The organism is Pseudomonas sp. 300, assembly GCF_055803035.1.
Genome location: NZ_JAVLRV010000002.1, coordinates 3,197,542 through 3,218,632 on the forward strand (window position 1 = coordinate 3,197,542; position 21,091 = coordinate 3,218,632).

The window sequence follows — 21,091 nt, forward strand, 5'->3', positions numbered from 1 at the left end:
GACAATGCACAAAACCTGTGGGAGCTGGCTTGCCAGCTCCCACAGGTTTTGCGGTGTTCGAGCCATCGCGAACATGAAGCTTTTGTCATGAAACCAAGCACCCTGCGACCGAATGCCGCGTATTCCGCGGCCTGCAGGACTTTCTCCATTTTTGCAAAAAACCGTTGGCAAACTCTGTCGTTTACTTAGCAGGCTAACCAAACATATAACAAAGGCCTGCACACGCCTTGCTGCAGATAACAGAGATTGGAGCTAGCAGATGACTGTAAAAGTAACTGAACGCGACGATTCACATAAGTCCCACGAAGGCGTAGCCGCCGGTATCCGAATCTGGGACGTGCACCAACAAGACATGCTGGTGGGGATGTTCCACTCAGAGACCGACGCCCACAGCTACAAGGCCGAACTGGAAAAACTGGAGCAGCAACGAGCGCTCCAATCCGCATAAGCAATGACAGCATTGAAAACGACAAACCCCGCCATGAGCGGGGTTTTTCGTTGTAGCAGCCGTTAACTGCTTACCACATCAGATCGTCAGGAATTTGATAGGCCGCATACGGATCGTCTTCAGCCGCCGCTTCTTCGGTTTGCACGTTCAGCTGCACGATGCGCTGCGGATCGCGCTCCTGGATCTTCAGGGCCGCCTCACGGGGGATCACTTCATAACCGCCGGCATGGTGCACGATCGCCAGCGAGCCGTTGCTGAGCTTGTTGCGCATCAGCGTATTGACGGACAAGCGCTTGACCTTCTTGTCGTCGACGAAGTTGTAGTAGTCCTCGGTGGTCAGCTTCGGCAGGCGCGAGACTTCGATCAATTGCTTGACCTGCGCGGCGCGGGCCTTGGCCTCGGCCTTCTCTTGTTGCTGACGGTTCAGCTCCTGGTCGCGCTTGACCTTCTCGGCCAGTGCTTCCTGCGCCAGACGCTGCTGGGTATCGTCCTGTTCGATCTGGCCTTTATGGACCAGACGCTGCTGTTTCTGTTTCTCTTTGCCGACCTGTTTGGCCTGCTTTTGGTTGACCAGCCCTGCTTTGAGCAACTGGTCGCGAAGGGAAATGCTCATGGTGCTTATTTCTCACTTAGGCCACTGCTCAACCGCAGCTGGGCAAATTCTTTTCCTGACGTTTGGCTTCGCCCCACAAGGCGTCCAACTCTTCGAGGGTGCAATCTTCTATGGGACGGTGGGTGTCGCGCAATGCCTGTTCGATAAAACGGAAGCGTCTTTCGAATTTGCTGTTGGCGCCACGCAGTGCGGTTTCCGGATCGACCTTTAAATGACGCGCCAGATTGACCACGGAAAACAGCAGGTCACCAACTTCATCGGCAATCGCTGCCGAATCGTTATCGGCCATGGCTTCGAGCACTTCATCGAGCTCTTCGCGGACCTTGTCCAGCACCGGCAAGGCGTCCGGCCAGTCGAAACCAACCTGCCCTGCGCGCTTCTGCAACTTCGCCGAACGGGATAATGCCGGCAACGCGGCGGGCACGTCATCAAGCAAGGACAGTTGTTGCGGCGCCGCAGATTTCTCGGCGCGCTCCTCAGCCTTGATCTCTTCCCAGCGCTGTTTGACCTGTTCTTCGCTCAAACGCGGAACATCCTGCGGCGCGTACAGATCACCGGTAGGGAAGACATGGGGATGACGACGGATCAGCTTGCGGGTGATGCTGTCGATGACACCAGCGAATTCAAAGCGCCCTTCTTCCCGGGCCAGTTGGCTGTAATAAACCACCTGGAACAGCAAATCGCCCAGCTCCCCCTGCAAGTGATCGAAGTCTCCGCGCTCGATGGCGTCGGCGACTTCGTAGGCTTCCTCAAGGGTGTGCGGGACGATGGTCGCGTAGGTTTGCTTGATGTCCCACGGGCAGCCGAACAGCGGATCGCGCAGTCGGTTCATCAGGTGCAGCAAATCTTCAAGGCCGTACATCATTTATCTCTCACCACAAAACCTGTGGGAGCTGGCCTGCCAGCGATGGCATCACCTCGACTCTACTGAAAGACCGAGGTGCCTGCATCGCTGGCAGGCCAGCTCCCACACGGGGGCATCTTCAAGGGGTACGGTTACGCCGGGTTTCGATGATGTTCGGCAACTGGGAAATCCGCCCCAGCAACCGCCCAAGCGCATCCAGTCCCGGAATCTCGATGGTCAGGGACATCAACGCGGTGTTGTCCTCTTTGTTCGAACGAGTGTTGACCGCCAGCACGTTGATCCGCTCGTTGAGCAGCACTTGCGAGACGTCACGCAGCAAACCGGAACGGTCGTAGGCGCGGATGATGATGTCCACCGGATAGGTGAGCACCGGCACCGGGCCCCAGCTGACCTGAATGATCCGCTCCGGCTCGCGCCCGCCCAGTTGCAACACCGAGGCACAATCCTGGCGGTGAATGCTCACACCGCGCCCTTGGGTGATGTAACCGACGATTGCATCGCCGGGCAATGGCTGGCAGCAACCCGCCATTTGCGTCATCAGGTTGCCGACGCCCTGGATCTGAATGTCGCCGCGCTTGCCCGGTTTGTAGCCGGTGGCCTTGCGCGGAATCAGTTCCAGCTGCTCGTTGCCGCGTTCCGGCTCGACCAGTTGTTGCGCCAGGTTCACCAGTTGCGCCAAACGTAAATCGCCGGCGCCCAATGCGGCGTACATGTCCTCAGCGGTTTTCATGTTGGCCTTGTCGGCCAGCTTGTCGAAATCCACCGCAGGCAAGCCAAGGCGGCTGAGTTCGCGTTCCAGCAGGGTTTTACCGGCCGCGACGTTCTGATCGCGCGCCTGCAATTTGAACCAGTGAACGATCTTCGCCCGCGCCCGGGACGTGGTGATGTAACCCAGGTTCGGGTTCAGCCAGTCGCGGCTCGGAGTGCCGTGCTTGCTGGTGATGATCTCGACCTGTTCACCGGTTTGCAGGCTGTAGTTGAGCGGTACGATGCGCCCGTTGATCTTCGCGCCACGGCAGTTGTGACCGATCTCGGTGTGCACACGGTAGGCGAAGTCCAGCGGCGTCGCGCCTTTCGGCAAGTCGATGGCGTGACCGTCCGGGGTGAAGATGTACACCCGGTCCGGTTCGATATCGACCCGCAGCTGTTCCGCCAGACCGCCGATGTCGCCCAACTCTTCGTGCCATTCGAGCACCTGACGCAGCCAGGAGATTTTCTCTTCGTAATGGTTGGAGCCGGATTTGACGTCGGTGCCCTTGTAGCGCCAGTGCGCGCAAACCCCCAGTTCGGCTTCTTCGTGCATGGCGTGGGTGCGGATCTGCACTTCCAGCACCTTGCCCTCGGGGCCGATCACCGCGGTGTGCAGCGAGCGGTAGCCGTTCTCTTTCGGGTTGGCGATGTAGTCGTCGAATTCTTTCGGGATGTGCCGCCACAAGGTGTGGACGATGCCGAGCGCGGTGTAGCAGTCGCGCATTTCCGGCACCAGCACGCGAACGGCGCGCACGTCGTAGATCTGGCTGAACTCCAGACCCTTGCGTTGCATTTTGCGCCAGATCGAATAGATGTGTTTGGCCCGGCCGCTGATGTCGGCCTCGACGCCGGTGGCCTGCAATTCGACTTTCAGCTGGTTCATCACATCGGCGATGAAGCGCTCACGATCCAGACGCCGCTCGTGCAGCAACTTGGCGATCTGTTTGTATTGATCGGGCTCGAGGTAACGGAAGGACAAATCCTCCAGTTCCCACTTGATGTGACCGATACCGAGACGGTGGGCGAGCGGCGCGTAGATGTCGAAGACTTCCCGGGCGACGCGGTTACGCTTCTCGTCGTCTGCGGTTTTCACCGCACGGATCGCGCAGGTGCGCTCGGCCAGTTTGATCAGCGCGACGCGCACGTCGTCGACCATCGCCACGAGCATTTTGCGCAGGTTTTCCACCTGGCCTTGCGTGCCCAGCACCAAGGATTGACGGGGGCTCAGGCTGGCGCTGATCGCCGCCATGCGCAAAACGCCGTCGATGAGTTTGGCGACCACCGGACCGAAGCGCTGGCTGACCGCCGGCAGTTCGATCTGACCTTCGCGCACGCCGCGGTACAGGACCGCTGCAACCAGCGAATCCTGATCGAGTTTGAGGTCGGCGAGAATCTCGGCGATCTCAAGGCCGGTGCGGAAACTCGAAGTCCCTTCGGACCACAGGTTTTTCGCCGCATTGGCTTGTTGTTCGGAGGTGCGAGCGAACTCGCACGCGTCCTTCAAGGCTTCGCGATCCAGTGCCAGATCGACACTGACCGCATGATCGAGCCAAGCCTCGAGATTGATACTGCCGTCGGTGTTGATCGGCTGGTGTGCTCTCACCTGTACCATCTTGCTTACCTTCCCTACGACGCAGATTCAATGCGTCAAATCGCTGACCTTCGTTGCCCATGAGCCCACATCGGGCTGGTACGTGGCTGCACGGGCCGGCCAGTCGGACCAGACGAGCCTTCCTAGCTCGCTTCAAATAACGCCATGGCCTCGACATGTGCCGTCTGAGGAAACATATCGAGAATCCCGGCACGTTTTAACCGGTAGCCCTGCTTGATCAATTCGACCGTGTCGCGCGCCAGAGTTGCAGGGTTGCACGACACATACACCAATCGTTCGGCGCCCAGGGCCTTGAGCTTGCGCACCACCTCGAAAGCACCGTCACGCGGTGGGTCCAAGAGTACCGCACAAAAGCCTTCGCGCGCCCATTCGGCATCGGTCAAAGGCTGGGATAAATCGGCCTGAAAAAACGCCGCATTATGCAGATTGTTGCTAGCGGCGTTCGCGGCTGCCCGCTCGACCATCGCCTGCACACCTTCGACCGCCACCACTTCGCGAACCGCTTTGGCCAGCGGCAAGGCAAAGTTACCCAGCCCACAGAATAGATCGAGAACGCGTTCATCCGCGTTCGGCTTCAGCCAGTCCAGCGCCTGGGCGACCATCGCTTCGTTGACCGCCGCGTTGACCTGAATGAAATCTCCCGGCCGGTACGCCAGGTTCAAATCCCACTGTTCAAGGCGATAGCCCAATGACTGATCGGCCTCGACCGGTTGCGGTTCGCCCTCGCCATGCAGCCACAATTGAGCTTCATGGAATGCACAAAAATCTTTCAGGATCGTCAGGTCGGATTCGGACAACGGCGCCATGTGCCGCAGCAACACCGCCAGCGACGAACCGCTGAACAATTCCACATGCCCCAGCGCCTGAGGTTTGCTCAAGCGCCGCAACATCTCCGGCAAGCGGGTCATGATCGGCTGCAAGGGTTGTACCAGCACCGGGCATTCATTGATTGCAACGATGTCCTGACTGCCCGCCGCACGGAAACCGACTTCGAGCTTTTTCGCCTTCATGTCCCAGCGCACCGCTACACGGGCGCGGCGACGGTAAGCGAACTCCGGACCGCTCAACGGCGCGGCCCATTCTTCGGGTTCGACACCGGCGACCTTGGACAATTGCTCGGCGAGCATGCGCTGTTTCAGGGCGAGTTGTTCGGTGTGAGGCAGGTGCTGAACACTGCAGCCACCACAGCGACCGGCATGCGGGCACGGCGCCGGGCGACGCAATTCGCTGGCCTGGAACACCCGTTCGGTGCGCGCCTCGACCACTTTGCCGTGGGCACCCAACACGCGCGCCTCGACTTCTTCACCGGCCAATGCGCCGAGGACGAACCAGGTCCGACCTTCGAAAAACGCGATACCGCGACCGTCATTGGCCAGACGCTCGATGGTCAGGCGCTGCTTTTTGCCGGTCGGAATTTGCGGGGCCTTGCTGCCGCCGGTGGGCTGGAAGCGCAGGCCTCTCTCGTGCTTGGCCATCAGTTGGGCGCGTCGAAAATGCCGGTCGACAAGTAACGGTCGCCACGGTCGCAGATGATCGCGACGATCACCGCGTTTTCAACTTCTTTGGACAGGCGCAGCATCGCTGCCACGGCACCGCCCGAGGACACGCCACAGAAGATGCCTTCTTCGCGGGCCAGACGACGGGTCACGTCCTCGGCTTCGCTTTGCGCCATGTCGACGATCCGGTCCACGCGATCGGCCTGGTAAATTTTCGGCAGGTATTCCTGCGGCCAGCGACGGATGCCCGGAATCGCCGAGCCTTCCATCGGTTGCAGGCCAACGATCTGCACGGTGTCGCTCTGCTCTTTCAAATAGCGCGACACGCCCATGATGGTGCCCGTGGTGCCCATCGAACTGACGAAATGGGTGATGGTGCCCTCGGTCTGACGCCAGATTTCCGGGCCGGTGGTGGTGTAGTGCGCTTCCGGGTTATCGCCGTTGGCGAACTGGTCCAGCACCTTGCCACGGCCTTCGGCTTCCATTCGCTGAGCGAGGTCGCGGGCGCCTTCCATGCCTTCTTCCTGGGTGACCAGAATCAGCTCGGCGCCATAGGCCGTCATCGCGGCCTTGCGCTCGGCGCTGGAGTTGTCCGGCATGATCAGGATCATCTTGTAACCCTTGATCGCGGCGGCCATCGCCAGGGCGATCCCGGTGTTGCCCGAGGTCGCTTCGATCAGCGTATCGCCGACGTGGATCTGCCCGCGCAACTCGGCGCGGGTAATCATCGACAGCGCCGGACGGTCCTTGACCGAACCCGCCGGGTTGTTCCCTTCGAGCTTGAGCAAAAGGGTGTTGCTGGTGGCGCCGGGCAGGCGCTGCAAACGGACCAGCGGAGTGTTGCCGACGCAATCGGCGATGGTTGGGTACTGCAAGGTCATGGCGTATTCGCAATCCAGACTGCGGGGGCGCCTATCATACCGGCAAACGTTGGAAGGCCATATCACGCAAAGTGCGGTGCTTATGGCTTATGGGAATAAGGGGCGCGAGATGTGCAATCGCCTGATTGCAAGCATCGCCTTTCAGACAAGGGCATCACACAGGTAGGAAAAACTCTTTTTCTCAAAAAAAATCGGTCTTTAAGGACGCCTTGCTCGGACGTTTCACTCAAGGCTTGGTGGCCGGCGTGAACTGGTGGGTAAGGGGCATCATCGATAGTCTTTTGTCATGCGGAACACGCATTGCGCCGCTACCGCACAACCTACTAATTTTCCAACGAGCGTCTCTATGAAAGTCCTTATTGCGTTTTCTTTCGCAGGGCTGATCCTTGCGAGTCAAGCTTCGGCAGCATGCACCAGTATTCGGAATACCTACAATGGCACGGTATCCGCCAGCTCCGACGTCATTGCCCAAGGGCCTTTTACCATTACCGGCGCAAACGGATGCCGGCAAGCCAACATCTCTTCCACTATTACTGCTGTAGGCTCGGGTTCTCCCCCGGATTTGTATATTGAAAGATTAACTGGATCAACCTGGAGGACGGTCGCCGGTGGCACTGGCAATACTGCCTCTGTGCTTGGCCCTCTGGGAACTTACAGAATCCGCCACTCCAACACTCTAACGGTCGACAGACAATATTCTGGAACCACCCGCTATAATCGATAGCCAACAAAGTACCGGCGTCCAAAAAATATTTCGGGTGCCGGTGATTCAGGCCTGAATGCTAATTGACAAATCATTCCTAGTTGATCGGGAAAAATAGGAGAGTGCATTGATGACTTGATTAGCCCCCAGCAAGGCCCTCGTCACCTCCTTGAATGACTCTTGGTGAGCGTACATGGGCCAACTGCTGGCGTAATCCTTGTTATCACCTAACTTTTGATTGAACAGCGCAATCGCATTAAATTTGACATCTTTTTCAGTCTGGCGACCATACTGATCATAAGCCATATTGCCGGATATAAAATGGCTCGCCACATGATTATCTATCAATTCACTCGCATAGAGTTCAGACCCAACCCTGGCAAGCTCATTAGTGCTTATCGATGTAAAATCAAACCCTTTAATAAAATTTTTTAAATTGTCAATTATAGCGTCACTCCTCAGTTTCAATACCCCCGCAGCGTCCCTGGCATCCATTATCGTGTGCACATTGGTTGTCTCGTACGGATTTTTAATAACGTAGGCATCAGCCTGCTTCGATAAGGCGTGCGTTTTTATTATCACATTCATTGATTATTCCTCTTGAGTTAAAGCCACAAGCTGAATATCGACACACCCAACAAAGTCTTGAGACTTTTAATTATTTTCAGAAACTTCTTACACAAGAACATCTCGTCACGTAGGACACTTCCGACATATAACTAAGAATATCCACTCACACTGCTCTTTCACCTCAAAAAAGTGACATTCAAGGCCTGGAATGTGCGACCAGGATAATTGCCTCACCATTGGTGAAACTTTTTCGTGAGGGTGACCCGAAGGGCCTCTTCGCGGGCAAGCCCGCTCCCACAGGGTGCGGGGATTGTTCAAACAAACTGTGGCCGACACACATCCACTGTGGGAGCGGGCTTGCCCGCGATGGCGTCATCACTGACAACACCATCATCAGCCAATAACCGCATATTCAGCCGCAACCCGGCCCCGCTGTTCTCCGCCCAAAGCCGCCCGCCCTGCCGCTGCACCGCGTTCCGCGCAATGCTCAACCCCAACCCGAACCCACCATTTCCGGGGCGCGAACCATCAAGCCGGGTGAAGGGCGAGAAGATCCGCTCCAGATCCTCTTCCGCCACCCCGCCCCCCTCGTCCTCGAGCCACAGGTGCCAGTAATCACCGTCGCGCCGTCCATCCAGACGCACAATCCCACCCTTCGGTGAATGGCGAATGGCATTGCGCAGGATGTTTTCCAGGGCCTGAGCCAGCGTGTTGAGATTGCCGCGCACCCAGCAGGATGAATCCACTGCACACTGCAATTGGTCGGTGGGACAACAACTTTCATAGCAGGCGTTTTCCGTGAGCATTTCCCACAGCGCCTGGATCTGGATCGCCTCGTCGGGCAAGGGCGTGCGCTCGGTGTCGAGCCAGGCCAGTTGCAGCGTGTCTTCGACCAAGCGTTGCATGCCATCGACTTCGCGGCCAATGCGTTCGCGTAGTTGCGTCAGGCTTTGCTCGCCCTCGCTCGCCACGCGCAAACGGCTCAAGGGTGTGCGCAATTCGTGGGACAGGTCGCGCAGCAGTTGTTGCTGCAGGGCCACCGTGCTTTGCAGGCGCTCGGACATATGATCAAACGCGCGGCCCAGCTCACCCAGTTCATCGGAACGATTGGTCGTGCGGCTCGAGAGGCGCACGCCCAATTGGTCGGCGCGCCATGCATTGGCCTGCTCGCGCAATTGATTGAGGGGCACCACCAGCAATCGATACAGCCCGACACACAACAGCAAAGTGAACAATCCGGGAATCACGCCGTTGGTGATCACACGCCAGAACACGCGGTAGCGCCCCGGCATGAATCGCTGGGGCAGTTCGATCACCAGGCTGCCGGCGGATGAGTCGCCGGGAAACGGCACGCGCAGCCACGGCAGGCGTTTTTTGTGAATGGGCCAGTCCAGGCCGCGCAGAAAAGTCAGGTGCTGGATTTCCTGGCCCGTCAGCGCGTAGCTGCTCAACGACTGTAGATCCCCGCCAATCACGCCCACCCAACCCGCTTCGCGTTGTCGCATCTCCTGCAGCCAGGCATCGACGCCTGCACTTTGCCCCTGCTGCCACGCCTGTTCGGCTTCGGCGGCATACCCCGTCAGAGTGCCTCGGGCCTCGTCCGACAGGAACTGGTTGCGCTCCTCCATGTAGCGGCCCCAGGACCAGCTCAGCCAGATCATCAGCAGACAGAATGCCACCAGCAGGCAGGCGAGTTTCCAGAACAGCGAATGCCTGCCCGGCAGGTCAGACCACTTCATGATCAGCGCTCAAGACATAGCCTTTGCCCCACACCGTGCGCACTTCCCGCTCGCTGTAGCCGATGGCCTTGAGCTTGCGACGGATCTGACTGATGTGCATGTCGAGGCTGCGGTCGTGAGCCGCGTAGCCCCGTTGCAGCACGTGCTGATAAAGGAAGGCTTTGCTCAGCACCTCATCGCCGTTGCGGTGGAGGGTCTCCAGCAACCGGTACTCGCTGCGGGTCAGGCCGGCGGCGTGTTCGCCATAGAACACCTCGGCGCATTCATCGTCGAAACGCAGACTGTCCGCCGCCAGGGCAACCGGCGCGGGTGCGGGGCGACGATCCAGTGCCACGCGCCGCAGGATCGCTTCGATGCGCACGCGCAACTCGGCCATGCTGAAGGGCTTGGGCAGATAATCGTCGGCGCCGAGGCGGAAACCGCTGATGCGATCAGCTTCGGCGCCCAGCGCCGACATCAGCACCACCGGGGTTGAATGGCTCTGGCGCAATTGAGTCAGCACGTTCAGTCCGTTCATGCCCGGCAGCAGAATGTCCATCAGCACCACATCGAAGGCTTGCTCACGAGCCATCGCCAGGCCTTCCTGGCCGTTTTGGCACCAGGTCACCTGGAACCCGTTGCGGCCCAGTTGCTCGTGCACATAAGCACCAAGCACCAGGTCGTCTTCGATGGAGAGGATTCGGGGATGGCCAACAGAGATGGGAGTCATGAGTATCTGCAAATAATTCTCAGTTGGCGATTATTCAAGATTGCCTCGCCGTGGGCAACCCAAGGTTTGCCGGCCACGTAAAAGCGATGGACTGCCCGACGAATGACGACATCAATTTTACGAGGATTGCCCGCAAGCAAATCGCTACACTGCGCAAGTGGCGTGTACCGGATGTACGTGCAGGTTCTTAAATGGCTGGATGCAGGAGAGATGCGTGCTCAAGAAACTGGGAATAAAAGGCCGCGTGCTGTTGCTGACCTTGCTTCCGACCAGCCTGATGGCCCTGGTGCTGGGCGGCTATTTCACCTGGATGCAGCAATCCGACCTGCAAACCCAACTCATGCAGCGTGGCGAAATGATCGCCGAACAGCTCGCGCCCCTTGTCGCGCCGGCCATGAGCCACAAGGACACTGAACTGCTGGAGCGCATTGCCACCCAATCGCTGGAAACGCCCGACGTGCGCGCGGTGACGTTCCTCGCCCCGGACCGCGAGTCACTGGCGCATGCCGGCCCGACCATGCTCAATCCGGCGCCGTTGGGCAATGGTTCGCAGATGCTGCGCCGTAGCGGCAACGATGCGACGCGTTATCTGCTGCCGGTGTTCGGCAAACACCGCAACATGGCCGGTGACCTGATACCCGATGAAGCTGACCGCCTGCTGGGCTGGGTCGAACTCGAACTTTCTCACAACGGCATGCTGCTGCGCGGTTATCGCAGCCTGTTCGCCAGCCTGCTGTTGATCGGCGCGGGGCTCGCCGGCGCGGCGCTGCTGGCATTGCGCATGGGCCGTACGATCAATCGGCCGCTGAGCCAGATCAAGCAAGCGGTGGCACAGCTCAAGGACGGTCACCTGGAGACCCGCCTGCCGCCGCTCGGCAGTCAGGAGCTGGATGAACTGGCGTCCGGCATCAACCGCATGGCCGGCACTTTGCAAAACGCCCAGGAAGAATTGCAACACAGCATCGACCAGGCCACCGAAGACGTGCGCCAGAACCTGGAAACCATCGAAATCCAGAACATCGAGCTGGACCTGGCGCGTAAAGAAGCCCTGGAAGCGAGCCGGATCAAATCCGAATTCCTCGCCAACATGAGCCATGAAATCCGCACGCCGCTCAACGGCATTCTCGGTTTCACCCACCTGCTGCAAAAAAGCGAGTTGACCCCGCGCCAGCTCGATTACCTGGGCACCATCGAGAAATCCGCCGACAGCCTGCTGGGGATCATCAACGAGATCCTCGACTTCTCGAAAATCGAGGCCGGAAAACTGGTGCTCGACCATATTCCGTTCAACCTGCGCGATTTGCTCCAGGACACCCTGACCATCCTCGCCCCGGCCGCCCACGCCAAACAACTGGAGCTGGTGAGCCTGGTCTATCGCGATACGCCGCTGTCGCTGGTCGGCGATCCGCTGCGACTGAAGCAGATTCTCACCAACCTGGTGAGCAACGCGATCAAGTTCACCCGCGAAGGCACCATCGTCGCCCGCGCCATGCTCGAAGAAGAACACGAAGACAGCGTGCAACTGCGCATCAGCATTCAGGACACCGGCATCGGCCTGTCGAACGAGGACGTACGCGCGTTGTTCCAGGCCTTCAGCCAGGCCGACAACTCGCTGTCCCGGCAACCCGGCGGCACTGGTTTGGGATTGGTGATTTCCAAGCGTCTGATCGAACAGATGGGCGGCGAGATCGGTGTCGACAGCACGCCGGGCGAAGGCTCGGAATTCTGGATCAGCCTGAGCCTGCCCAAAACCCGTGACGATGCCGAAGACCTGCCCGGCCCGCCGTTGCTCGGACGCCGGGTCGCGGTGCTGGAAAACCACGAACTGGCCCGTCAGGCGTTGCAGCATCAACTGGAAGACTGTGGCCTGGAAGTCACACCGTTCAATACCCTGGAAAGCCTGACCAATGGCGTGACCGGCGCGCATCAGACCGATCAGGCGATCGACCTCGCCGTGCTCGGCATCACCAGCAACGACATGCCGCCGGAGCGCCTCAACCAGCACATCTGGGACCTGGAGCACCTTGGCTGCAAAGTGCTGGTGCTGTGCCCGACCACCGAACAGACGCTGTTCCACCTCTCGGTGCCGAACCCGCACAGCCAGCTCCAGGCCAAACCGGCCTGCACGCGCAAGCTGCGCCGGGCCTTGTCTGATCTGGTCAATCCGCGTCAACTGCGCAGCGACCCTGGCGAGCCGGTGTCCAGCCGTGCGCCGAAGGTACTCTGCGTCGACGACAACCCGGCCAATCTGCTGCTGGTGCAAACCCTGCTCGAAGACCTCGGCGCCAAGGTGCTTGCGGTGGAAAGCGGATATGCCGCCGTCAAAGCGGTGCAGACCGAGACCTTCGATCTGGTGTTGATGGACGTGCAGATGCCCGGCATGGACGGGCGCCAGACCACCGAAACCATTCGCCAGTGGGAAAGCGAACGGCATTGCACGCCGCTGCCAATCGTGGCGCTGACCGCTCACGCGATGGCCAACGAAAAACGCGCACTGCTGCAAAGTGGCATGGACGATTACCTGACCAAACCAATCAGCGAGCGGCAATTGGCGCAGGTGGTGTTGAAGTGGACCGGCCTGGCGCTGCGCAATCAGGGACCCGAGCGTTCCAGCGACAGTCACGGTGGCAGCCACGAGTTGCAGGTGCTGGATCACGAAGAAGGGTTGCGGCTGGCGGCGGGCAAGGCGGATCTGGCAGCGGACATGCTGGCGATGTTGTTGGCATCGCTGGAGGCCGACCGCGAAGCGATCCGCGTGGCCCGGGAGACCAACGACCACAATGCCTTGATCGAACGGGTGCATCGCCTGCACGGCGCTACCCGTTATTGCGGCGTGCCGCAGCTGCGCGCGGCCTGCCAACGCAGCGAAACCCTGCTCAAGCAACAGGACCCGAAAGCTCCCCGGGCCTTGGAAGACCTCGACCGGGCCATCAATCGCCTGGCCGCGCATGCCCGTATAAATGCTTGATGCAACGCAATGGCACTGATCACCATCAGCGCTAGTCTCACCGCAATCCCTGTAGGAGCTGGCTTGCCAGCGATGGCGACGCCAACGACTTGCAGTGCCCTTGAGGCCGTCATCGCTGGCAAGCCAGCTCCCACAGGATCGGGGCAAGGAGAAAAATATGCGTACGATTCTTTTCAGCAGCCAGACCTACGACCGCGAGAGTTTTCTCGGCGCCGACCTCCCCGCCGGCATCGAGCTGCACTTTCAATCGGCGCGACTAAGCGTCGACACGGTAGCACTGGCGGACCATCACGAAGTGGTCTGTGCCTTCATCAATGACGACCTCAGCGCCCCGGTGCTCGAACGCCTGGCGGCGGGCGGCACACGCCTGATTGCCCTGCGATCGGCCGGGTACAACCATGTCGACCTGGCAGTAGCGAAGCGTCTGGGGTTGTCGGTCGTACGGGTTCCGGCCTACTCGCCCCACGCGGTGGCCGAGCACGCAGTGGCGTTGATCCTGGCGCTCAATCGACATCTGCACCGCGCCTACAACCGCACTCGCGAAGGCGACTTCAGCCTCCACGGGCTGACGGGTTTCGACCTGGTGGGCAAGACGGTCGGCGTGGTCGGCACCGGACAGATCGGCGCGACCTTCGCGAAAATCATGAACGGTTTCGGCTGTCAGCTACTGGCCTACGACCCTTACCCCAATCCGCAGGTCGAAGCCCTCGGCGCACGTTATCTGAGTTTGCCCGAGCTGCTGGCCGAGTCGCAGATCATCAGCCTGCATTGCCCGCTCAATGAGCACAGCAAACACCTGATCAACCGAGAATCACTGGCGCACATGCAAGCCGGCGCCATGTTGATCAACACCGGTCGCGGCGGCCTGGTGGACACGCCGGCGCTGATCGACGCGCTGAAGGACGGCCAACTCGGTTATCTGGGACTGGATGTCTATGAAGAAGAGGCGCAGCTGTTTTTCGAGGATCGTTCCGACCTGCCCCTGCAGGACGATGTGCTGGCGCGCCTGCTGACCTTCCCGAATGTGATCGTCACCGCGCACCAGGCCTTCCTGACCCGTGAAGCCTTGGGCGCGATCGCCGCGACGACGCTGCAAAACATCGCAGCCTGGGCAGCCGGTACGCCGCAGAATCAGATCGACGTCTGACCGGATCAGGCCTTGGACAAAAGGATCATCAAGGCCAGCCAACCGAAACCTAGCAAACGCTGTCCCACTGAATGCCCGCGACGCAGCAGGAACCAGACAAAGAACGGCGGCAGAAAGAAAATCATCAGTTTCAGCCAGAGTTCTACTGGACGCGGACCATTGAGCGTCGGCGCAGTAACCTGAGTCTCGACATCGGTCTTGCGTTTACGCCCGAACGCGGCCGGAGTCACCCTGGGCACGCTTTCATTGCTCGGTAACCGCCCGAAAGAAAGCGGAGCCTGTGTCGAAGTGGCCGCGTGCGCCGTTCCTGCCGGCGCACCGCAATGAATACAGGCAGGCGCTGTTGAGCTGATGCGTTGCTTGCACTCAAAACATTCGATTAACGCCATGTCCAATCCTTAGAAATGCAAAAGCGGCAGTTTGCCATGAGTCCCCAGGTCATTTGAACCTGATCGAAGGTCATCTGCTCGCGCCATGCTGCGTGCAGGCCCGTGCTAGCATACCGCGCATATTTGGAGGACCCATGGTCGAACACGATTTCCGCTATAGCCTGATGAACCCGCAACACACCCTCACCGAATGCCGCGCCCTTGTGCCGGGGCGTTATCAAGTCACCGGCAACGGCGGCTCGATTCGTAACAACGACGTGCTGGTAGTGACCCTTAAAGGCAGCAAGGACTTGTCCATGCGCCTGACCGTCGAAACCGTTCGCCATTTGATCAACCCACCCGGGCAATGGGTCGCGGTGGCCAGTGGTCCGGTGTTCGGTGAACTGGCGATCCATACCTGGAAAGTCAACTGCGACAGCTGCGCCAAAGAGCTGAGCTTTGAGTTCGCGGTCGATGCCAAACTGGGTAACAAGGCTGAAAAACCTGCCGCCACCGCGCGAATCGCCGAGTTGGGCTGGACCGCCATCGGCGAAAAGCACCTGTGCCCGAAATGCCAGGAGCCTGCGTGATGAAACGCCTTGCTCTGACCGCGATGGTCGGTGCCAGCCTGCTGGGCTGCGCCGCCGAGCCGGTCCAATTGCAGCAGAACCGCAGCTACATCCTGGAATGGATCGGCGAACGCCCGCTGATGGATTACAGCCACCTGACCATCACCCTCGGCGAAGACGGCCGGGCCTACGGCAACGGCGGCTGCAACCACTGGTTTGCACCGTACACGCTCGAAGGCGACAGGCTGAGTTTCGGCAAGGTCGGCAGCACTCGCAAACTGTGCGCGCCGGCGTTGATGGAACAGGAAAAGCGCTTCCTCCAGGCCCTGGAAAACGTGCAGCGCTGGGATGTGTCGCCGATCGAGCAGATGCGCTTCTGGCCGGTGCAAGGCAAGCCGTTGCGTTGGTGGCTTGAAGAGGGTTAACCCTTTGCAGGAGCCGGCTTGCCGGCTCCTACAGGTCCGCGTATCAATTAGTCGCTTTTAACGCCTCAAGCTTCGCCATCACCCCCGCCGCCGTCTGTTCACCCATCAACTGTTCCCGCACCTTGCCCTTGTTGTCGATGATGTACGTCACCGGCAATGCCTCGCTGCGCGGCAGTTCGAACAACTCCGCCGGATCCGAAGCCAATACCGTGAACTTGATGCCCAGTTTCTCACTGGCGCTTTTCAGCTCTTCACCCTGCACGTTGTCGAAATTGACCCCGAACACGCCGATCTTCTTGTTCTTCAGCTGTTCGGCCAGGCCGTTCAATTCCGGGATTTCGGTCCGGCACGGGCCGCACCATTCGGCCCAGTAATTGAGCACCAGCCATTGTTTGTCCAGACGCTCGGCGGCGACTTTATGGCCGTTCTGATCAATGCCATAGTCGTTGCCGCAGCCCCCCAGCATCAGCGAACCGATGATCGCCAATGCCGCTGCCAGTCGCCTTGTCATGTCGTGATCCTTGTTAAAAATTGAATGCGCCTGCGACCCATCGCCTCCCAAGGTTCTGGATTACGCGCTGCACAGTTAGAATAGCCGCCACCTTACGCAAGATGCGACCCGCACATGACCGATCTGACGCTTTATCACAACCCGCGCTGCTCGAAATCCCGCGGTGCGCTCGAACTGCTTGAAGCCCGTGGCCTGACCCCGACCGTGGTGCGCTACCTGGAGACGCCGCTGAACGCCGCGCAACTCCAGGGCCTGCTGAGTAAACTCGGTATCGGCGCCCGGCAATTGCTGCGCACCGGTGAGGACGAGTACAAAACCCTCAACCTCGCCGACGCCAGCCTGAGCGAGGCGCAATTGATCGCCGCCATCGCTGCGCACCCGAAACTGATGGAGCGACCAATTCTCGAAGTTGGCGACAAAGCCGTCATCGGCCGTCCGCCGGAGAACGTGCTGGAGTTGCTGCCGTGAGCGCACCGTACATTCTGGTTCTGTATTACAGCCGCAGCGGCTCGACCAATGAAATGGCGCGGCAGATTGCCCGCGGCGTCGAGCAGTCCGGGATGGAAGCGCGCCTGCGCACCGTGCCGGCGATCTCTACCGAATGCGAAGCGGTGTCGCCGGACATCCCGGACGAAGGCGCGCTGTACGCCAGCCTCGACGACCTGAAGAACTGCGCGGGCCTGGCACTCGGCAGTCCGACGCGCTTCGGCAACATGGCGGCGCCGCTCAAGTATTTCCTCGACGGCACCAGCAACCTGTGGCTGACCGGCGCCCTCGTCGGCAAGCCGGCCGGCGTGTTCACCTCCACCGCGAGCCTGCACGGCGGTCAGGAAACCACGCTGTTGTCGATGATGCTGCCGTTGCTGCACCACGGCATGCTGATCACCGGCCTGCCGTACAGCGAGTCGGCGTTGCTGGAAACCCGTGGCGGCGGTACGCCGTATGGCGCCAGTCATCACGCTGGCGCCGAAGGCAAACTCGGTTTGAATGAACATGAAGTGGCGCTGTGCCGGGCCTTGGGTCTGCGGCTGGCGAAGACTGCACAAAAGTTGGTGAGCTGAGATGGCGAAAAAGCCGAAGATTCTGCCTTCCATCGAATGGCTCGAACCACGGGTTCGGGCGATGCGCGTCATCAGCCTGCTGTGCTACTTCGGCCTGGTGGGATTGCTCTGCGCCTATTACCTGGTGGTCGCCGACCTGCACGGTGCGCGGCCGTGGGTGATTCTGCTGATCGAACTGGTGCCGTTGCTGTTGCTGGCGCCGGGGATGATTGTCGGCAGCGCACGCGGGCATTCGTGGATGTGTTTTGTGGTGAACCTGTATTTCATCAAGGGGGCACTGGCGGCGTACGACCCGAACCGGCAGCTGTTTGGTTTGCTGGAAATGGGCGCGAGCCTGGCGGTGTTCTGCTCGGCACTGTTGTATGTGCGGTGGCGGTTTCAGTTGAATCGCAAATTGGCTGGCGAGGGCGAGATCTCCGCCGCCTGACAGATTGCAATCGCTAGCAGGCTAGCTCCCACAGGGGATTTGTGTACGCCACAGATCCAATGTGGGAGCCAGCCTGCTCGCGATTGGAAAAACTCGGTTTCAATGATTGGCGGTGTACGCCAGCATCATCGAGATCTGGCTCATCGGCCGCCCGCCGCTTTCCTCATGCCACTGGTTGAACACGCCCTGCACCGTGGCCAGATCTCGCAGGCTGGTCGGCACTTTGTCGACGACCTTCTGCGCATTCAAGGCCGCCACCACGTCATAACTCGGCACAAACGTGTCCTTGCCGACCATGCGCAAGAAGCGCGGTGCCGATAACCCGCCCAATTGATGGCCGCGTTTTTTCAGGTAGGTCCACAAGCCGACGATATCAGTCACCGGCCAATCGGCAATCAACTCACCAAAGCTGCCTTTTTCATGGGCTACGTCCAGGATGAACTGCGCGTTGCGCGGCACGCTCTTGAGCTTGCCCAGGTGGCGGATGATCCGCGCGTCCTGCATCAGGCGTTCAAGGTGTTCGGCGCTCATCAGCACGACTTTTTCCGGGTCGAACTTGAAGAACACTTCTTCGAAGGCCGGCCACTTGGCGTCCACCAGGCTGTGTTTGAGCCCGGCGCGGAACACGCGCAGCGCCATGGTAGAGAGGTAGCGGTCGTCGCTGATCTTGCGCAATTGCGCCGGGGTCTTGGGAACGGGCAGATGGGCTTCCAGTTCAGCTGCGGAACCGAAGCGGTTCAGACAGTATTCGTGCAGCCACTTGTAATCGCGCATGCCCTCTCCTGACGAGTAAGTAAATAGACCACTTGTGGGAGCCCGCCTGCTGACGATGGCGGCGGGACAGTCAACGTCTGCCCCACCGCTCTCGCCAGCAGGCTGGCTCCCACAGTGATTGCGTTTAGAGGTTTACAACATTGACGAAGCGCGAAGCCGCCGTTTCATCGATCTTGAGGTTGGTGAAGTCGAACAGGTTGCGGTCCGCCAATTGCGACGGGATCACGTTCTGCAAGCTGCGGAAAATGCTTTCGGTACGGCCCGGCGTCTTGCGCTCCCACTCTTGCAGCATGTCCTTGACCACCTGACGCTGCAGGTTTTCCTGGGAGCCGCAGAGGTTGCACGGGATGATCGGGAATTGCTTGAGGTCCGAGTAGGCCTGAATGTCTTTTTCGTTGCAGTAGGCCAACGGACGGATCACCACGTTGCGGCCGTCGTCGGCACGCAGTTTCGGCGGCATGGCCTTGAGCGAACCGTTGAAGAACATGTTGAGGAAAAACGTTTCGACGATGTCGTCACGGTGGTGACCGAGGGCCATTTTGGTCGCGCCGATTTCATCGGCGAAGGTGTAGAGCGTGCCGCGACGCAGGCGTGAGCACAGCGAGCAGGTGGTCTTGCCTTCCGGGATCAGTTCCTTGACCACCGAGTAGGTGTCTTTCTCGACGATGTGATACTCGACGCCCAAGGTTTTCAGATAAGCCGGCAGCACGTCTTCAGGGAAACCCGGCTGCTTCTGGTCCATGTTCACGGCCACGATCTCGAACTTGATCGGGGCGACCTTCTGCAAGTGCAGGAGCACGTCGAGCATGGTGTAGCTGTCCTTGCCACCGGACAGGCAGACCATGACCTTGTCGCCGTCTTCAATCATGTTGAAATCGGCAACAGCCTCGCCGGCCTGTCGGCGAAGGCGCTTTTGCAGTTTGTTCTGGTTGACCGTGAGAGTGCCCATGACGCGGAATCCGTGAGGTGTGACGAAAGGCCGGCATTTTACGCAAAAACCCGGCGTCGGCGAAGTACCCGCTCCCGCAGGGATTGTCGCCTACAGTCCCTGTGGCGATTAACAGGTTTGTTTACAGCGCGATTTGCTCTAAGCCCCTATCACCTGCGTGGTTAAGACCTTTCTATACTGCGACATAAGGTCGCACACATATCCAGACCTTTCTTACGTGGCCACTTTGGCCTGTAGGCGCTCCACTGGGGGGCGACGGTAAAAACAAGAGGAGTGACTGGCATGATCCATCACGTAGTGGGGCTCTTCACCCACCCCGACCAGGAATGGAAAGAAATCCGTGGCGACCAAGAGGAAAGCATCAGCCACATGTACCTGACCCACACGCTGATTCTGGCGGCGATCCCCGCCGTGTCGGCGTTTATCGGCACCACGCAGGTCGGCTGGGTGATCGGCAGCCGGGCGCCGGTGATGCTGACGCAGGAAAGCGCGCTATGGATGACGATCATGTCGTACGTGGCGATGCTCGGCGGCGTTGCCGTGATGGGCGCGTTCATCCACTGGATGGCCCGCACCTATGACGCCAACCCGAGTCTGGCCCGATGCGTTGCGTTTGCGACCTATACCGCGACCCCGCTGTTCATTGGCGGTCTGGCGGCGCTGTACCCACACATGTGGCTGGGGATGGTCGTCGGAACGGCGGCCATTTGCTACACGGTGTACCTGCTGTATGTGGGGCTTCCGACTTTCATGAACATTCCATCTGACGAGGGATTCCTGTTTTCAAGTTCGGTGCTCGCCGTCGGTCTGGTGGTACTGGTTGCCATCATGGCGTTCACGGTTATTGTCTGGGGACTCGGCGTGGGGCCGGTCTACACGAATTAGTCACGCTCTCCACCCAAAAACAAGATCTGCCAATACAGGCCGCCGCAAGGCGGCCTTTCAATGTGGAGGTAACGACCATTCGGCGCCTGAGCGATTCGCAAGGCCCGAGCGTTGCGGCATACTCGACGTCTCTGGAGATCCATCAAGCATGCCCGAGCCACTCAATACCCGCGTCGAAGACTGTTTCCAACTAGCCGAATCCTTTTTCAAACGAACCTTCAAACGCCCCGTGGTGAGCCTCAAGCTGCGCGGGCAAAAAGCCGGTGTCGCGCATTTGCACGAGAACCTGCTGCGCTTCAATCCGCAGCTGTACCGCGAAAACACTGAAGACTTCCTCAAGCAGACCGTCGCCCATGAAGTCGCGCACCTGATCGCTCATCAGCTGTTTGGCGATCGCATCCAGCCCCACGGCGAAGAGTGGCAACTGATCATGCGGGGCGTGTACGAACTGCCGCCCAATCGCTGCCACACCTACGACGTCAAACGCCGCAGCGTGACGCGCTACATCTACAAATGCCCGTGTGCTGACAGTGATTTTCCGTTTTCGGCGCAGCGCCATGGTTTGGTGCGGCAGGGGCGGCGGTATTTGTGTCGTCGATGCCGCAGCACGTTGGTGTTCAG

23 protein-coding genes are annotated in these 21,091 nt (G+C 59.7%); 11 read left to right on the forward strand and 12 right to left on the reverse strand.

Features of this window, described 5'->3' with window-relative positions; genetic code table 11:
* Together Q7W83_RS21095 and Q7W83_RS21100 are read left to right on the forward strand one after the other, a co-directional pair.
* Positions 1 to 189 (forward strand): hypothetical protein (locus tag Q7W83_RS21095; RefSeq protein WP_473656816.1); only part of this gene is annotated, 189 nt, incomplete at its 5' end.
* Between the two features lie 70 nt (positions 190 to 259).
* On the forward strand, positions 260 to 448 hold the full coding sequence (locus tag Q7W83_RS21100; RefSeq protein ID WP_008148017.1) for a hypothetical protein: 189 nt from the start codon (positions 260 to 262) through the stop codon (positions 446 to 448).
* A gap of 70 nt (positions 449 to 518) precedes the next feature.
* On the opposite strand, the gene Q7W83_RS21105 is transcribed toward Q7W83_RS21100, so the two are convergent.
* From Q7W83_RS21105 to Q7W83_RS21140, 8 genes are all read right to left on the reverse strand, one after another.
* The gene (locus tag Q7W83_RS21105; protein WP_150634149.1) at positions 519 to 1,061 is read right to left on the reverse strand and encodes a DUF2058 domain-containing protein; all 543 of its coding nucleotides are present in this window, start codon (positions 1,059 to 1,061) and stop codon (positions 519 to 521) included.
* A gap of 28 nt (positions 1,062 to 1,089) precedes the next feature.
* Complete coding sequence (mazG, locus tag Q7W83_RS21110; RefSeq protein ID WP_150636433.1) at positions 1,090 to 1,923, reverse strand: nucleoside triphosphate pyrophosphohydrolase; 834 nt, start codon at positions 1,921 to 1,923, stop codon at positions 1,090 to 1,092.
* Between the two features lie 121 nt (positions 1,924 to 2,044).
* The gene (gene relA / locus Q7W83_RS21115) at positions 2,045 to 4,288 is read right to left on the reverse strand and encodes a GTP diphosphokinase (protein WP_150634150.1); all 2,244 of its coding nucleotides are present in this window, start codon (positions 4,286 to 4,288) and stop codon (positions 2,045 to 2,047) included.
* A gap of 122 nt (positions 4,289 to 4,410) precedes the next feature.
* The gene (gene rlmD / locus Q7W83_RS21120) at positions 4,411 to 5,763 is read right to left on the reverse strand and encodes a 23S rRNA (uracil(1939)-C(5))-methyltransferase RlmD (RefSeq protein ID WP_150654596.1); all 1,353 of its coding nucleotides are present in this window, start codon (positions 5,761 to 5,763) and stop codon (positions 4,411 to 4,413) included.
* The gene (gene cysM, locus Q7W83_RS21125; RefSeq protein ID WP_150636076.1) at positions 5,763 to 6,665 is read right to left on the reverse strand and encodes a cysteine synthase CysM; all 903 of its coding nucleotides are present in this window, start codon (positions 6,663 to 6,665) and stop codon (positions 5,763 to 5,765) included. The genes rlmD and cysM overlap by 1 nt, the downstream gene beginning before the upstream one ends.
* A gap of 769 nt (positions 6,666 to 7,434) precedes the next feature.
* Positions 7,435 to 7,956: a hypothetical protein gene (locus tag Q7W83_RS21130; RefSeq protein WP_473656820.1), complete on the reverse strand. Its 522-nt coding sequence runs from the start codon at positions 7,954 to 7,956 to the stop codon at positions 7,435 to 7,437.
* A 296-nt stretch (positions 7,957 to 8,252) separates the two neighbouring features.
* Positions 8,253 to 9,677: a sensor histidine kinase gene (locus Q7W83_RS21135; RefSeq protein WP_150636095.1), complete on the reverse strand. Its 1,425-nt coding sequence runs from the start codon at positions 9,675 to 9,677 to the stop codon at positions 8,253 to 8,255.
* Positions 9,664 to 10,386: a response regulator transcription factor gene (locus Q7W83_RS21140; RefSeq protein ID WP_150634155.1), complete on the reverse strand. Its 723-nt coding sequence runs from the start codon at positions 10,384 to 10,386 to the stop codon at positions 9,664 to 9,666. Before Q7W83_RS21140 ends, Q7W83_RS21135 begins: the two co-directional genes overlap by 14 nt.
* A 214-nt stretch (positions 10,387 to 10,600) precedes the next feature.
* Here Q7W83_RS21140 and Q7W83_RS21145 point away from each other — a divergent pair, with 214 nt between their 5' ends.
* Together Q7W83_RS21145 and Q7W83_RS21150 are read left to right on the forward strand one after the other, a co-directional pair.
* Positions 10,601 to 13,354 carry a response regulator gene (locus Q7W83_RS21145; protein WP_150634156.1) on the forward strand — a complete coding sequence of 918 codons (2,754 nt, stop codon included), beginning with the start codon at positions 10,601 to 10,603 and terminating at the stop codon, positions 13,352 to 13,354.
* Positions 13,355 to 13,511: 157 nt separating this feature from the next.
* Entirely contained in the window at positions 13,512 to 14,501 is a 990-nt protein-coding gene (locus Q7W83_RS21150; protein ID WP_150634157.1) for a 2-hydroxyacid dehydrogenase, read from the forward strand.
* Between the two features lie 5 nt (positions 14,502 to 14,506).
* Here the strand turns inward: Q7W83_RS21150 and Q7W83_RS21155 are convergent, their stop codons facing one another.
* A complete protein-coding gene (locus Q7W83_RS21155; RefSeq protein ID WP_150634158.1) occupies positions 14,507 to 14,890 on the reverse strand; it encodes a hypothetical protein in 384 nt (127 codons plus the stop codon).
* Between the two features lie 134 nt (positions 14,891 to 15,024).
* Between Q7W83_RS21155 and Q7W83_RS21160 the strand changes: the two genes are divergently transcribed.
* Together Q7W83_RS21160 and Q7W83_RS21165 are read left to right on the forward strand one after the other, a co-directional pair.
* On the forward strand, positions 15,025 to 15,459 hold the full coding sequence (locus Q7W83_RS21160) for a hypothetical protein (RefSeq protein WP_150634159.1): 435 nt from the start codon (positions 15,025 to 15,027) through the stop codon (positions 15,457 to 15,459).
* Positions 15,459 to 15,863, forward strand: coding sequence for an META domain-containing protein (locus Q7W83_RS21165; protein ID WP_150634160.1), 405 nt, complete (start codon positions 15,459 to 15,461; stop codon positions 15,861 to 15,863). The genes Q7W83_RS21160 and Q7W83_RS21165 overlap by 1 nt, the downstream gene beginning before the upstream one ends.
* 43 nt (positions 15,864 to 15,906) lie before the next feature.
* Here Q7W83_RS21165 and Q7W83_RS21170 read toward each other — a convergent pair whose 3' ends face one another.
* Entirely contained in the window at positions 15,907 to 16,374 is a 468-nt protein-coding gene (locus Q7W83_RS21170) for a TlpA disulfide reductase family protein (protein ID WP_150634161.1), read from the reverse strand.
* A 114-nt stretch (positions 16,375 to 16,488) separates the two neighbouring features.
* Between Q7W83_RS21170 and arsC the strand changes: the two genes are divergently transcribed.
* Genes arsC through Q7W83_RS21185 form a run of 3 tightly spaced genes read left to right on the forward strand, consistent with a single transcriptional unit; the run spans position 16,489 to position 17,862 of the window.
* Entirely contained in the window at positions 16,489 to 16,842 is a 354-nt protein-coding gene (gene arsC, locus Q7W83_RS21175; protein WP_150634162.1) for an arsenate reductase (glutaredoxin), read from the forward strand.
* The gene (wrbA, locus tag Q7W83_RS21180) at positions 16,839 to 17,435 is read left to right on the forward strand and encodes an NAD(P)H:quinone oxidoreductase (RefSeq protein WP_150636097.1); all 597 of its coding nucleotides are present in this window, start codon (positions 16,839 to 16,841) and stop codon (positions 17,433 to 17,435) included. The genes arsC and wrbA overlap by 4 nt, the downstream gene beginning before the upstream one ends.
* 1 nt (position 17,436) lies before the next feature.
* Positions 17,437 to 17,862, forward strand: coding sequence for a DUF2069 domain-containing protein (locus Q7W83_RS21185; protein ID WP_150636099.1), 426 nt, complete (start codon positions 17,437 to 17,439; stop codon positions 17,860 to 17,862).
* A gap of 99 nt (positions 17,863 to 17,961) precedes the next feature.
* Here Q7W83_RS21185 and Q7W83_RS21190 read toward each other — a convergent pair whose 3' ends face one another.
* Positions 17,962 to 18,636, reverse strand: a complete 675-nt coding sequence (locus tag Q7W83_RS21190; RefSeq protein ID WP_150636101.1) for a DNA-3-methyladenine glycosylase I — start codon at positions 18,634 to 18,636, stop codon at positions 17,962 to 17,964.
* A gap of 124 nt (positions 18,637 to 18,760) precedes the next feature.
* Positions 18,761 to 19,585: a tRNA 2-thiocytidine(32) synthetase TtcA gene (gene ttcA, locus Q7W83_RS21195; protein ID WP_150636103.1), complete on the reverse strand. Its 825-nt coding sequence runs from the start codon at positions 19,583 to 19,585 to the stop codon at positions 18,761 to 18,763.
* Between the two features lie 282 nt (positions 19,586 to 19,867).
* Between ttcA and Q7W83_RS21200 the strand changes: the two genes are divergently transcribed.
* Together Q7W83_RS21200 and Q7W83_RS21205 are read left to right on the forward strand one after the other, a co-directional pair.
* Complete coding sequence (locus Q7W83_RS21200; protein ID WP_150633350.1) at positions 19,868 to 20,470, forward strand: Yip1 family protein; 603 nt, start codon at positions 19,868 to 19,870, stop codon at positions 20,468 to 20,470.
* Between the two features lie 148 nt (positions 20,471 to 20,618).
* On the forward strand, positions 20,619 to 21,091 hold a 473-nt coding region (locus tag Q7W83_RS21205; protein WP_473656826.1), incomplete at its 3' end, for a SprT family zinc-dependent metalloprotease.